Source organism: Streptomyces sp. NPDC093795 (genome assembly GCF_044764665.1).
Lineage (GTDB): Bacteria > Actinomycetota > Actinomycetes > Streptomycetales > Streptomycetaceae > Streptomyces.
Genome location: NZ_JBIWIO010000014.1, coordinates 124,534 through 140,143 on the forward strand (window position 1 = coordinate 124,534; position 15,610 = coordinate 140,143).

Here is a 15,610-nt window from a genome sequence, read left to right on the forward strand (position 1 = left end):
CAGATCTTGAGATCGCTGACGGTATAGATGAGTCTGGGACAGTAGTCCGGCTGGCCCTACCGAACAGGTAGAGCCAGCCATCCCAATCAGGTCGACCGGCCGCGAGGCCGCGGCACTCTCGAACGGGGGTACGAGAGATCATGGACGTCGACGTCCTCTCCGACACGGTGCACGGGTTGATCCGTGAACACCGGATACCGGGGGCCCAGTTATCCCTCTACAGAGACGGCACGCTCCGGGAGGTCTGCGCCGGTGTCGAGCGGATCGGGTCGGACGCGCTGGTGTCCCCCCGGTCCCGTTTCGCCTACGGCTCGGTGAGCAAGGTGTTCACGGCCGCGCTCGTCATGCAGTTGGTCGAGGAGGGCGAGGCGGAGCTCGACGCGCCGGTGACCGAGCTCCTCGCGGGCGTCGCAGGGCACACGCGCGTGGCCGTGGACCATCCGATGCGCAGGGTGACGCTGCGCCAACTGCTCAGCCACACCGCCGGACTCGTCTCCGACCATGAGGGCGCTCCCCTGCGTTCCCCCTCCCTGCGCCGCTACTTCGAGTCGGTGGTGCGCGAGGGACACTTCGGTGTGCCCGGCAGTACGTTCTCGTACTCGAACACCGGCTACGCCGTGGCCGCGTACGTGATCGAGGTGCTCACCGGGCAGAGCTGGTGGGACTCCATGGAGTCCTACGTGGCGCGCCCGGCCGGACTCGATCTCGCGTTCGTCGAGGATCCGCGCACGGGCCGTGTCCCGGGTGCCACCGTGAGCGGCCATGCCGTGGACGCACGGACCGGCCGCGCCGAACCCGTGGACTTCTACTGCGAGTCGACGCTGGCCGCCGCCGGAGGCATCGCGGGCAGCGCCACCGACCTGGTCCGCTTCGGACGGGCGTTCCTCGGCGAGGGCCATGAGGCCCTGGACGCCGACATCGCCGATCCCGAGGCGCTGGCGGCGATGGGCTGCGCCGTGCCGGCCGCCGATCCGTTCGGCCTGGCAGCCGGGTGGGGCGCGGGATGGGGCCTCTACCCGGGCGGGGACGTCCTGTGGCTCGGCCACGACGGCACCCTCGACGGCGGCTCCTGCAACGTCCGCGTCGACCCGGCGAGCGGTACGGCACTCGCCTTCACCACCAACTCCACCACCGGCCTGGCGGCCTGGCTCGACCTGGTCGGCGAGCTCCACCGCACCCTCGGCCTGCGCGTCGGTCATTACGAACAGCCCGCGCCCGCCGGCCGTCCCTACCACGAGGCTGCCGCGCTCACCGGGGAGTTCGTCAACGGGGAACTCGCCATCCGGGTGTCCCACGAATCGACCGGCGGCACGCTGCGCATGGACGCCGACAGCGGTGTTTCCGGCGTGCTCAGCATCGGGTCCGACCTCGTGTTCAGCGTGCGTGCCGAGGACCGGGACGACGTGCTGTTCAGCGGCCGTTTCCTCAGCTCGGGGAAGGGCCGCCCGGCCGACCTCATGCAGTACAACGGCCGGACCCTGCGCAGGGCGGGGGCCGCCTCCCGCCAGGCCGCCTGAGCTTCGTCCGTCCCCCACGCTCTCGTCCCCTCCCCCTTTCGCGCTGCCGCCGGCCCGACCGGCGGCTCCGCCCTGCCCATTCCTCGCGCGCGGTGTCGCACCGGCGTGCGGCCCTTCTCGCGCCCGACCGACGCGGCGGCGCACACCGCTCTTGAAGGAGTAGCAACCGTGGCTTCTGCCCAGCACGCGGAGTACCGGACGCTGCCGGCGCTGTTCGGCGCGCAGGTGGCCCGCCGGCCGGACGCGACCGCGCTGATGGCCGAATCCGGATCCATGAGCTACACGGAGCTGGACGCGCGTGTGGGGCGGGCGGCCGCCGTGCTGCACGGCCACGGGGTGCGGCGCGGGACGCCGGTCGGGGTGTGCCTGGAGCGCGGCACCGCCCTGGTGGTGTCGATGCTCGCCGTCATGCGGGCGGGCGGCGTGTACGTACCGCTGGACCCGGCCTATCCGGTGGAGCGGCTGCGCTACATGACGGACGACTCCGGGATCGGCCTGGTGATCACCCAGCCGTCCGTCGCCGAGGTGGTGCCGGACGGGCCGCAGCGGCTGCTCGTGGCGGATCTGGACGACGCGGCGCGGGCGGACGCGCCCGCCGTGGAGCTGGGTCCTGACGACGCCGCGTACATGATCTACACCTCGGGCTCCACCGGCCGCCCCAAGGGCGTCGTCGTCACCCACCGCGGCATCGCCGACCTGTCCCGCACCCAGCGGGAGCGGATGGAGGTCACCCCCGACTCGCGGGTGCTGCAGTTCGCCTCGCCCAGTTTCGACGCGGCGGTCTTCGAGGTCACCAAGTCGCTGCTGAACGGCGCGGCCCTCGTCGTGCTCGACCGCGGCGGACTGGCGGGCGCCGAACTGGCCCAGGCGCTGCGCGACTTCGAGGTCACCCATGCGACGCTGCCGCCCGCCGTGCTGCCCACCATGAACCCCGAGGACCTGCCCGGCCTCACCGCCCTGATGGTGGCCGGTGAGGCGTGCCCGGGCGAGCTGGTCGATCTGTGGTCGCGAGGCCGCCGCATGTACAACGGCTACGGACCGACCGAGGCCACCGTGTGCGCCACCATGAGCGAGCCGATGAGCGGCAGCGGTACCCCGCCGCTCGGCGTCTCGGTCGAGGGCACCGAGGTGTACGTCCTGGACGAGCGGCTGCGGCCGGTCCCGGCGGGCGCCACCGGTGAGCTCTACATCGCGGGCGAGGGGCTGGCCCGCGGTTACCGGGGCCGTCCCGATCTCACGGGGGAACGTTTCGTCGCCGACCCGTACGGACCCTCCGGGGCACGGATGTACCGCACCGGTGACCGGGTACGGAGCACCGCCGACGGCGAACTGGAGTTCGTCGGCCGCGTCGACGACCAGGTCAAGATGCGCGGCTTCCGCATCGAACCCGGCGAGATCGAGGCCGCCGCCATGCGGTTGCCCGGCATCGCCCATGCCGTCGCGCTGGTACGGGAACACCTCCCCGGCCACCGCCGTCTCGTGGCGTACGTGGTCCCCGACGCCGCGACGGCCGCCCCCGGCACCGTGACCGAGGCGCCCACGCCCGCCGCGGTCCGTTCGGCCCTCGGGCGCGAACTGCCGGACTACATGGTGCCGTCGGCCGTCGTCGTACTGGACGCGCTGCCGCTCACCGTCAACGGCAAGATCGATCGTGCCGCGCTGCCCGAGCCGTCCCCCGGCCAGCTGGTCGGCGAGTACGTCGCCCCGCGCGACCCCCGCGAAGAGGCCGTCGCCGAGGTGTTCGCCGAGATCCTCGGCGTGGCCCGGATCGGTGTCCACGACGACTTCTTCGACCTCGGCGGCGACTCCATCCGCGCCGTTCAGGCCCTGTCACGCATCGAGGCCCGGCTGGGCGCACGGGCCGGGCGGCGCGCACTGTTCGCCCACCCCACCGTCGCCGGACTCGTGGCCGGAGGACTGGCTTCCGACGCCGTCGACGACGGCATCCCGCAAGCCGCCCGTGACCGCCCGCTGCCGCTGTCGTCCGCGCAGCGCCGTCTGTGGTTCCTCGACCAGTACGAGGGTGACTCCACCGAGTACTACACGGGCAGCGCCTACCGGCTGTGCGGCGGCCTTGACGTAGCCGCCCTGACCACCGCCCTGCGCGGGCTGCTCGCCCGCCACGAGTCGCTGCGCACCACCTTCCACGAGGACGGCGGCCACCCCGTCCAGCGGGTGCACGGCGTCACCGACGCGCCGCTCGTGCTCGACGAGCGGGACCTGTCAGCCCTGCCCGGCACCGAGCGCGAGGCGGCGCTGTCCGCGCTGCTGCTCGCGGAGGTGGAGACGCCGTTCGACCTGACGGCGGGTCCGCTGCTGCGGACGGTGCTGGTGCGGCTCGCCGACGACGAGCACGTCCTGGTCCTGAGCACCCACCACATCGTCAGCGACGGCTGGTCCCTGGACGTGCTGACCAAGGACCTCAAGGCGCTCTACCAGGCCGCGACCGACCCGCGGGCGGCCCCGCCGGCCGAGCTGTCCGTGCAGTACGCCGACTTCGCCGCCTGGGAGCAGGCCCGCTGGGACCGCGCGGCGGCCTCCGACCGGTTCGCCTACTGGCAGCGGCAGCTGGACGAGCTGCAGCCGCTCGCGCTGCCCACCGACCGGCCGCGCCCCGAGGTCCGTACCACCAAGGGCGCCGTGCACCGCTTCGAGCTGACCGCCGACGAGACCCATGCGCTGAAGGAGCTGGGCCGGGGCCGTGGCGCGACCCTCTTCATGACGCTGACCGCGCTGACCCAGCTGCTGCTGGCGACCGTGTCCGGCAGCCGCGACGTGACCCTCGGTGTCGCTTCCGCGGGCCGGGACCACCGGCAGACCGATGACCTGGTCGGCTTCTTCGTCAACCCCGTCGTCATCCGCTCCAGAGCGCGCACCACGGACACCGTGACGTCCTTCCTCGACGGCGTGCGCACCACCGTCGGGCAGGCCTTCGACCACGAGCTCCCCTTCGACCGGCTGGTCGAGGAGCTGGTCACCGAGCGCGACCCCAGCCGCACCCCGCTGTTCCAGGCCATGATGGTGCTCCAGAACACCCTGCCCCAGCAGGTCGACCTGCCCGGCCTCGACGTCGACGAGGTGCCGCTGCCGCGCACCCGCTCGCTGTTCGACCTGGTGGTGGAGTACGAGGAACGCGACGGCGCCCTGCGGGTCGCCGTCGAGTACAACACCGACCTGTTCGAGGAGCCGACGGCCCGTCGGCTCGGCGAGCGGCTGCGCCGCCTCGTCTCCCTGGCCACCGCGCAGCCGCGTCTGCCGCTCGCCGCCCTGGACCTCCTGTCGCCCGACGAGCGGCGGCAGCTCGCCCGGTGGACCGGCCGCGCTCCGCAGGACCGGGTGCCGGGCGTCCCCGAACTGTTCGCGGACGTCGCCGCGAGGGTGCCGGACGAGACGGCCCTCATCGGCCCCTCCGAAGATCTCAGTTACGCCGAACTCGACTCCCGCGCCGAGGCCCTGGCCCACCGCCTGCGGGCCGCCGGGGTGCGATCCGAGACGCGGGTCGTGCTCGTCCTGGAACGCGGCGTGCAGGTCGTGGTCGCCATGCTCGCCGTGCTGCGCGCGGGCGGCGCCTACGTACCGGCACACACCGGGTATCCGCTCGACCGGGTCCGGGCGCTGACCGAACAGGCCGGCGCGGTCTGCGTGATCACCGACGAGACGTCGGCAGACCGGGTCCCGCAGGACACCGGGCTGCCCCTGATCGTCCTCGACGAGGGCGGCCGGGCGACATCGGGGCCTTTCGTCGACGAGAGCCGGCGGGAACCGCTCCCCGCGACCGCCACGCACCACCCGGAGCAGCTCGCCTACGTCATGTTCACCTCGGGTTCCACCGGAACCCCCAAGGGCGTGGGCATCACCCACGAGGACATCACCCGGCTCGCCGTCGACAGCCGCTGGCGCGACGGCCGCCACGAGCGGACGCTCTTCCACTCCTCGCACGCGTTCGACGCGGCGACCTTCGAGATCTGGACGCCCCTGCTGAACGGCGGCAGCGTGGTCGTCGCCCCGCCGGAGCAGCTCGACGCGGAGGCCTTCGGCGCACTGGTCGACGCCCACGGCGTCCACTCGACGTTCGTCACCTCCGCGCTGTTCAACCTGTACGCCAACCAGCTGCCGGAGTGCTTCTCCGGCCTGCGTGCGGTGCTCACCGGCGGCGAGACCGCGAGCATGCCGGCCGTCCGCAGGGTCGCCGAGGCCTGCCCGGATCTGCTGCTCTGCAACGCCTACGGACCCACCGAAACCACCACCTTCGCCACCGTCCACGCCTATGCGCCGCACGACGGCGAAGCGCCGACGCTGCCGATCGGCACCGCCCTCGACGACACCCGGCTGCTGGTTCTCGACGAATTCCTGCGGCCGGTGCCGGCCGGGGTCACGGGCGAGCTGTACATCGGCGGCGCCGGACTCGCCCGCGGCTACTGGGCCCGCCCCGACCTCACCGCCGAGCGCTTCGTCGCCCACCCGGCCGCGCCCGGCGAGCGCCTCTACCGCACCGGCGATCTGGTCCGTTGGTCGCCCGACGGCGAACTGGAGTATCTGGGCCGCGTCGACGCGCAGGTGAAGATCCGCGGTTTCCGCGTCGAGCTCGGCGAGATCGAGGCCGCGCTGCTCGCCCGGCCGGAGATCGGCGAGGCGACGGTCATGGTGCACGGCACCGAGGCCGGCGGCAAGCGCATCATCGGCTACGTGGTGCCGGAGCGGAGCCGGAACACACCGCTCGACCTCGACGGCATCCGGGCCCGGCTGGGCGACCGGCTCCCCGAGTACATGCTCCCCGCGGAACTGACCCCGCTCGCAGCCCTGCCCCTGAACAGCAACGGCAAGGTCGACCGGCGCGCTCTGCCCGCGCCCTCCCAGGAGGTCCTGGCCGGCGCCGCGTATGTCGCTCCGCGCGATGTGACCGAGCGGGTGCTTGCGGGTGTGTTCGCGTCGGTGCTGGGTGTGGAGCGGGTCGGGGTGCACGACAACTTCTTCGATCTGGGGGGTGATTCGATCCTGAGCATCCAGGTGGTCTCCCGCGCCCGTAAGGGGGGCCTGCGTCTCACTTCGAAGGACGTCTTCGCCCGGCAGACTGTCGCGGGTCTGGCGGCCGTGGCCGTTCCGGCCGGTGGTGGGCGGACTCTCGCGGACCAGGGTCCGGTGACGGGTGAGGTGGCGGCGACGCCGATCGTGGACTGGTTCTTCGGGACGCATCCGCAGGCGCCGGGGCATTTCAACATGGCGGTGCTGCTGGAGGTGGCGGACGGTTTCGATGCGGGTGTGCTGCCGGAGGCGGTCGGGGCGCTGCTGGCTCAGCACGACATGCTGCGGTTGCGGGTGGTGGAGGGGAAGCTGTCGCTCGCCGGGTCGGAGGACGTCGGGCGGGTGCTTGAGACGGTGGATGTCTCGGGTCTGTCCGGGCGGGTGCTGGACGAGGTGGTGCGGGAACACTCGCTGCGGGTGCAGTCGGGGCTGGATCTGGCGCGGGGGCCGTTGGTGCGGGTGGTGTTCTTCGACGGAGGCACCGTGGGCGGATCCCGGCTGCTGTTGGCGGCGCACCATCTGGTTGTCGACGGTGTGTCCTGGCGTGTCCTTCTGGAGGATCTGGACAGCGTTTGCCGCCGTGTCCCGCTCGGCGCGAAGACCACCTCGTTCCAGCAGTGGGCCCGGATGCTGACGGCCGCCGCCACCGAGGGCCGCTTCGACGCGGAGACGTCGTACTGGACCGAGGCCACCGCGCGCGCCGAGGCGGAGATCCCGGTGGACGGTGCGGGCTCCAACCTGATGGGCACGCAGGAGTCGGTGCGGGCCGGGCTTTCGGTGGAGTTGACGCGTCGGCTGTTGCAGGAGGTGCCTGGGGCGTATCGGACGCAGGTCAACGACGTGCTTCTTGCGGCTCTTGCGCGGGTGTTGTGCGGGTGGTCGGGGGAGCGGCGGTTGCTTGTCGACCTCGAAGGCCATGGTCGTGAGGAGTTGTTCGAGGGGGTGGATCTGTCCCGGACGGTGGGCTGGTTCACCACGATGTTCCCGGTCGCCCTCGAAGCGCATGAGGGCTGGGACGCGCAGATCAAGCACACCAAGGAGTCGTTGCGGGCGATCCCGCACCGCGGCCTGGGCTACGGCGCTCTGCGCCACCTCCGCGGCGAGCTGGCAGGGTTGCCCACCCCCCAGGTCAGCTTCAACTACCTGGGTCGGTTCGACCTGCGTGCCGAGGACGGCCTGTTCACGTCGATCGAGCTGAATCCGGGGGGTGAGTACGCCCCGGTGGAGGAGCGTGCGCATCTGCTGGACGTGGTCGGCCGGGTGGTGGACGGGCGGCTGGTGTTCGAGTGGGCGTATTCGACCACCGTGCACGACGAGAGCACGGTGGCCGGCCTGGCCCAGCGGTTCATGGCCGAACTCACTGACGTGATCGCGCATTGCCTCGCCGACGGCGCGGGCGGGGTGACTCCGTCCGACTTCCCGCTCGCCTCGCTCACCCAGGCCGAGGTGGACCGGCTGGCCGGGGACGGCCGGCAGGTGGAGGACATCTATCCGCTGACCCCGATGCAGCAGGGCATGCTCTTCCACACCCTCCTGGAACCCGATTCCTCCTCCTACTTCGAGCAGATCATGTTCGGGCTCGACGGAGTCACCGACATCCAGGGACTCGCCCGGGCCTGGCAACAGGTCGCGGACGCCGTGCCCGTCCTGCGTACCTCCCTCGCCTGGGAGGATCTGGCCGAGCCGGTCCAGCGGGTCCACCGCTCGGCCGTCTTCCCCGTCACCGTCGGGGACTGGAGCGGTCTGTCGGAGGAGGAGCAGCGGGCGGCGCTGGCGGAGTTCACGGCGGCGGACGAGCGGACGGGCATCGATCTGACGGTGGCGCCGCTGTCCCGGGTGGCGCTGTTCCGGCTCTCCGAGACTCGGGTGCAGGTGGTGTGGACGTTCCACCACATCCTCCTCGACGGCTGGAGCCTCCCGCTGCTGATGGCCGACCTGTTCACCGCCTACCGCGGCGGCGACCTCCCCTCGCGGCCTTCCTTCCGGGACTACCACGCCTGGCTCCGGGAGCAGGACACGGAGACCGCGCACGCCTACTGGCGCGAAGTCCTCGCCGGCTACGACACACCCGTCCCCCTGCCCTACGACAGAGTGCCCGAGGACGTCCGCGCCGCCCGCTCGACCGCCCGGCTGGTCGACGACCTGTCCGCCGACCTGACCGGTGCCGCGCACGACTTCGCCAAGCGTCACCGGCTCACCGTCAACGCCGTGGTACAGGCGGCCTGGGCGCTGCTGCTCTCGACCCACTCGGGCCAGACGGACCTGGTCTTCGGCGCGACGACCTCGGGCCGGCCCACCGACCTGCCGGACGTCGAGTCGGCCGTCGGTCTCTTCATCAACACGCTGCCGGTCCGGATCCGCATCGAACCGGACCGGCAGGTCGCCGAATGGCTGCGGGGTATTCAGCTGCAGCAGTCCGAGGCACGCGGCCACGACTACGTCTCCCTGGCTCGGATCCAGGCGGAGGCCGGGCTCCCGGCGGACACCACGCTCTTCGACAGCCTGGTCGTCTTCGAGAACTACCCCGTCGACGAGGACAGCGCCCGAGCCCACGGCCTGACCGTCGAGGCCGTCACCGCCAACGAGGCCACCAACTACCCGCTGACGCTGGCCGCCTACGACGGCGCCCGGATCAGTTTCCACCTGCGCTACGACCCGCACCACTTCGACACGGACACCGCCCGGCGGCTCCTTGACCGGCTGGTCCACCTGCTGACCGCACTCGTCGCCGAGCCCGGACGCCGGCTGGCCGCCGTACCGCTGCTCACGCCGGACGAGGAGCAGACCGTACTGGCCGGCCCCGTACAGCGGGGTGCTGCCGCCGGAACCTTCGTCTCGCTGTTCGCCGAGCAGGCCGCGCGGCACCCGGAGCGCGTCGCCCTCGTCGGGGAACATGAGCAGCTGACCTTCGCCGAACTCGACGCCCGTTCCGACCGGGTCGCCCGCGCGCTGCGCGCACAAGGCGTGGAGCGCGGGGCGTTCGTCGGCGTCTGCCTGGAGCGCGGCCCGTCCCAGACCGTGTCCTACCTGGGTGTGATGAAGGCCGGTGCGGCCTATCTGCCGATGGACCCGACGTACCCGCTCGACCGCCTCCAGTACATGGTCGATGACTCCGGCGTCCGTACGGTCCTCACCCAACGCTCCCTCGTCGAGGTCGTCCCCGGTACCGAGCGGCAGCTGATCCTGGACGAACTGACCGCCGCCGACGAGGTCACGGCGCCGGAGGTCGGCCTCGACGACGCCGCGTACGTGATCTACACGTCCGGGTCGACAGGCCGCCCCAAGGGCGTCGTGGTCAGCCACCGGGGTGTGGCCGACCTGGCGCGCACCCAGCGGGACCGGATGCGGATCACGCCGGACTCGCGCACCCTCCAGTTCGCCTCACCGAGCTTCGACGCAGCGGTCTTCGAGGTGACCTGCTCCCTCCTCAACGGCGCCGCACTCGTCACACCGTCCCGCGGCGGGCTCGCCGGTGACGAACTCGCCCAGGTCATCCGCGACTTCAAGGTGACGCACGCGCTCCTGCCGCCCGCCGTCCTGCCCACCATGGACCCCCGGGAGGTGCCCGGACTCGCCGTCCTGCTGACGGGCGGCGAGGCGCTGCCCGGCGAACTCGCCGACCGGTGGTCGCGGGAGCGCTGCCTGATCAACGCCTATGGCCCGACCGAGACCACCGTATGCGTCACGCTGAGCGACCCGCTGTCCGGCAGTGCCGCGCCGCCGATCGGCACCAGGGTCGAGGGCACCGCGCTGTACGTCCTGGACGCGTTCCTGCGGCCGGTGCCGGACGGGGTCGCGGGCGAGCTGTACATCGGCGGCGCCGGACTCGCCCGCTGCTACTGGGGACGGCCCGGCCTGACCGCCGAGCGGTTCGTCGCCGACCCGTTCGGCGCGTCCGGAGCCCGGATGTACCGCAGCGGTGACGTGGTCCGCCGACGCACCGACGGCGAGCTGGAGTACCTGGGCCGCGTCGACAACCAGGTGAAGATCCGCGGTTTCCGCGTCGAGCTCGGCGAGATCGAGGCCGCGCTGCTCGCCCGGCCGGGGGTCGACCAGGCCGTGGTCACGGTCCGTGAGGACCGCCCCGGATCCAAGCGGCTCGTCGGGTACGTCGTCCCCGAGGCCGGTACGGCCCTGGACGCCGCCGATCTGCGCGCCCACGTCGGCGAGATCCTGCCCGCGCACATGGTCCCGGCGGCCGTGGTGGCGCTGGACGAACTCCCGCTCACTTCCAACGGCAAGATCGACACCAAGGCGCTGCCGGACCCGGTCTGGGCCGCTGCCGAGGACTCTGCGTATGTCGCTCCGCGCGATGTGACCGAGCGGGTGCTTGCGGGTGTGTTCGCGTCGGTGCTGGGTGTGGAGCGGGTCGGGGTGCACGACAACTTCTTCGATCTGGGGGGCGATTCGATCCTGAGCATCCAGGTGGTCTCCCGCGCCCGTCGCGAGGGTGTCCACCTCACCTCGAAGGACGTCTTCGCCCGGCAGACCGTCGCCGGCCTCGCCGAGACCGCCGCACCCGGCCAGGGCGCGGCACCGGCAGCCGACCAGGGTCCGGTGACGGGTGAGGTGGCGGTGACGCCGATCGTGGACTGGTTCTTCGGGACGCATCCGCAGGCGCCGGGGCATTTCAACATGGCGGTGCTGCTGGAGGTGGCGGACGGTTTCGATGCGGGTGTGCTGCCGGAGGCGGTCGGGGTGCTGCTTGCGCAGCACGACATGCTGCGGTTGCGGGTGGTGGAGGGGAAGCTGTCGCTCGCCGGGTCGGAGGACGTCGGGCGGGTGCTTGAGACGGTGGATGTCTCGGGTCTGTCCGGGCGGGTGCTGGACGAGGTGGTGCGGGAACACTCGCTGCGGGTGCAGTCGGGGCTGGATCTGGCGCGGGGGCCGTTGGTGCGGGTGGTGTTCTTCGACGGAGGCACCGTGGGCGGATCCCGGCTGCTGTTGGCGGCGCACCATCTGGTTGTCGACGGTGTGTCCTGGCGTGTCCTTCTGGAGGATCTGGACAGCGTTTGCCGCCGTGTCCCGCTCGGCGCGAAGACCACCCCGTTCCAGCAGTGGGCGGCACGTCTGGGCGAGTACACGGAGCAGGGCGGCTTCGACGCTGAACTGCCCTACTGGGCCGCGCTGACCGAGGGTGCGTCCGTCGACGTCCCGGTGGACGGTGCGGGCTCCAACCTGATGGGCACGCAGGAGTCGGTGCGGGCCGGGCTTTCGGTGGAGTTGACGCGTCGGCTGTTGCAGGAGGTGCCTGGGGCGTATCGGACGCAGGTCAACGACGTGCTTCTTGCGGCTCTTGCGCGGGTGTTGTGCGGGTGGTCGGGGGAGCGGCGGTTGCTTGTCGACCTCGAAGGCCATGGTCGTGAGGAGTTGTTCGAGGGGGTGGATCTGTCGCGGACGGTGGGCTGGTTCACCACGATGTTCCCGGTCGCCCTCGAAGCGCATGAGGGCTGGGACACGCAGATCAAGCACACCAAGGAGCTGCTGCGGGCGATCCCGCACCGCGGTCTGGGTTACGGCGCCCTGCGCCACCTCCGCGGCGAGCTGGAAGAACTGCCCACCCCCCAGGTCAGCTTCAACTACCTCGGCCAGTTCGACGCGTCGGCCGGCGAGGGACGGCTCTTCGCCGCCTCGGACCTCGCCCCCGGGGGTGAGTACGCCCCGGTGGAGTTGCGAGCGCATCTGCTGGACGTGGTCGGCCGGGTGGTGGACGGGCGGCTGGTGTTCGAGTGGGCGTACTCGACCGCCGTGCACGACGAGAGCACGGTGGCCGGCCTGGCCGAACGGCTCATCACGGAGCTCACGGAACTGATCGCGCATTGCGTCGCCGACGGCGCGGGCGGGGTGACTCCGTCCGACTTCCCGCTCGCCTCGCTCACCCAGGCCGAGGTGGACCGGCTGGCCGGGGACGGCCGGCAGGTGGAGGACATCTATCCGCTGACCCCGATGCAGCAGGGCATGCTCTTCCACAGCCTCCTGGAACCCGATTCCTCCTCCTACTTCGAGCAGACGCTCCTGGTGCTCGACGGCGTCGCGGACGTCCAAGGGCTCGCCCGCGCCTGGCAGCAGGTCGTCGACGCCACGCCCGCGCTGCGGACGACGATCGCCTGGCAGGGCGTCGAGCGGCCCGTCCAGGTCGTCCGGCGCGATGTCGTCCTGCCCGTCACCGTCGGGGACTGGAGCGGTCTGTCGGAGGAGGAGCAGCGGGCGGCGCTGGCGGAGTTCACGGCGGCGGACGAGCGGTCGGGTATCGATCTGACGGTGGCGCCGCTGTCCCGGGTGGCGCTGTTCCGGCTCTCCGAGACTCGGGTGCAGGTGGTGTGGACGTTCCACCACATCCTCCTCGACGGCTGGAGCCTCCCGCTGCTGATGGCCGACCTGTTCACCGCCTACCGCGGCGGCACTCTGCCCCCACGCCCCTCCTTCCGGGACTACCACGCCTGGCTCCGGGAGCAGGACGCGGAGACCGCGCACGCCTACTGGCGCGAAGTCCTCGCCGGCTACGACACACCTGTCCCCCTGCCCTACGACAGGGTGCCCGAGGACGTCCGCGCCGCGCGGGCCACCGAGCGCCAGGAACTGGACCTCCCGGCCGGTCTTTCGGACGCCGTGCTCGGCTTCGCCAAGCGACACCGCCTCACCGTCAACACCGTCGTCCAAGGTGCCTGGGCGCTGCTGCTGTCGGCGTACTCCGGCCGTACCGACCTGGTCTTCGGCGCGACGACCTCGGGCCGGCCCACCGACCTGCCGGACGTCGAGTCCACCATCGGCATCTTCATCAACACCCTGCCGGTGCGGATCCGTGTCGACCCGCGCGAGCCGGTCGCCGCATGGTTGCGGGACATCCAGTTGCGGCAGACCGAGTCCCGGCGACACGACTACGTCTCCCTGGCCCGGATCCAGGCGGAGGCCGGGCTCCCGGCGGACACCACGCTCTTCGACAGCCTGGTCGTCTTCGAGAACTACCCCGTCGACGAGGACAGCGCCCGGGCTCACGGCCTGGCCGTCGAGTCGGTCACCGCCAACGAGGCCACCAACTACCCGCTCACGCTCAGCGCGTACTCCGGCGACAAGGTGCGGCTGGTCCTCGGCTACGATCCCCGGCACTTCGACGAGCAGACCGCGCGCGGTCTGCTGGACCACCTCGGCGACCTGGTCCGGGCCATGGCCGGGGGGCCCGACGTGCCGCTCGGCCGCCTGCCGGTCCGGCAGGACCCGGCCCTGGCGGTCTTCCAGGACGGGGGTGCCACCGAGGTGCCCGGCCGCAGCGTGCCCGAGCTGTTCGCCGATCAGGTGGCACTGCGGCCGGACGCGGTCGCCGTCGTCGGCGAGGACGAGCTGCTGACGTACGCCGAACTCGACGCCGAGGCGGACGGGCTGGCCCGCCGACTGCGTCAGGCGGGCGTCGGCCCCGAGTCGCGGGTGCTGCTCCTGATGCCGCGTTCCGTGCGGGTGGTCGTGGCGATGCTGGCCGTACTGAAGGCGGGCGGGGCGTACGTACCCGTGCACGCGGCCTTCCCGGCCGACCGGGTGGCGTGGCTTCTTGAGGACACCGCCGCCGCGGCGGTCGTCGCCGACACCTCGATGCTCGACCGGCTCGTCGAGCCCGAGCCACCGGTGATCGTGTACGACGCGAAGGGCGACGCCGGCCCGGAGGACGTGGGCGCCGCGCTGCCGCGGGTGCCCGCCCACTCCACCGCGTATGTGATGTTCACGTCAGGCTCCACCGGCACCCCCAAGGGTGTCACCGTCAGCCACCACAACGTCGTGGCACTGACCTGGGACCGACGTTGGCGCGGCGCGCACGAACGGGTGCTGTTCCACTCGCCGCACGCCTTCGACGCCGCCACGTACGAGGTCTGGGCCCCGCTGCTCGCCGGCGGCACCGTCGCCGTCGCGCCGGCCGGGGACCTGACCGCCGGGGTCATCCGCCGCTGCGCCACGGAGTACGGAGTCACGGCGATGTTCCTGACGACCGCGCTGTTCAACCTGTTCGCCCAGGAGGACCCAGGCTGCTTCGGCGGACTGCGGGAGGTGTGGACGGGCGGCGAGGCCGCGCAGCCCGCGGCCTTCGTCCGGGTCGCCGAGGCCTGCCCGGACACCACCGTCGTGCACGTCTACGGCCCCACGGAGACGACCACCTTCGCCACCTGCACCCCGATCACCGGCGACGAGGCGCGGGCGGCGGTGACGCCCATCGGCCGGCCGATGGACAACACCCGGGCGTACGTCCTGGACGAGCTGCTGAGGCCGGTGCCGGTCGGAGTGGCGGGCGAACTGTACCTCGCGGGTGACGGAGTGGCCCGCGGGTACGAGAACCGGCCCGCGCTGACCGCCGAGCGGTTCGTCGCCGACCCGTTCACCGCCGGCGGGCGCCTGTACCGCACCGGCGACGTGGTCCGCCGGCGCGCCGAGGGCCGGATCGAGTTCATCGGCCGTGCCGACGGGCAGGTCAAGATCCGCGGCTTCCGCGTCGAGCTCGGCGAGATCGAGAACGCGCTCGCCGACTGCCCGGGCGTCGCCCGCGCCGCCGTGGCCGTCGTCGACACGCCGTCCGGGGCCGAGCAGCTGGTCGGACACCTCCTGCCGGAGGACCCGGCGGCCCCGCCCGGGCCGGAGGACGTACGGGCCAAGCTGGCCGGGGTGCTCCCCGCGTACATGGTGCCGACGGTCCTGCTGCCCATCGACGCGCTGCCGCTGACGCCGAACGGCAAGGTGGACCGCCGGGCGCTGCCCGTGCCCGACTGGTCCCGGCTGTCGGAGGACCGCTACGAGGCGCCGGAAGGCGTCACGGAAGAGGCGCTCGCCGGCGTCTGGGCCGGGATCCTCGGTCTCGAACGGGTCGGAGCGCACGACAACTTCTTCGAGATCGGCGGCGACTCGGTCCGCGGCATCCAGGTCATCGGCGCCGTCGAGGCCGCCTTCGGGGTGCGGATGCCCACCCGGTCGCTGTTCGCGCACCAGACGCTGCGGGCCTTCGCCGAGGTCGTCGAGGAAGCCGTTCTCGCGGAGCTCGGGGACCTCGAGGATCCCGCCTGAGCCATGGCCCCCTCACCGAATGCCCGCAAGCA

The 15,610-nt window shown here is 72.1% G+C and carries 2 protein-coding genes; both read left to right on the forward strand.

The genetic code is table 11. The annotated features are described in order from the left end of the window. Positions 1–140 precede the first annotated feature (140 nt). Entirely contained in the window at positions 141–1,517 is a 1,377-nt protein-coding gene (locus ACIRB7_RS31165) for a serine hydrolase domain-containing protein (RefSeq protein ID WP_403605350.1), read from the forward strand. Positions 1,518–1,685: 168 nt separating this feature from the next. Continuing rightward, positions 1,686–15,578, forward strand: a complete 13,893-nt coding sequence (locus ACIRB7_RS31170) for an amino acid adenylation domain-containing protein (RefSeq protein ID WP_403605353.1) — start codon at positions 1,686–1,688, stop codon at positions 15,576–15,578. Positions 15,579–15,610 lie beyond the last annotated feature (32 nt).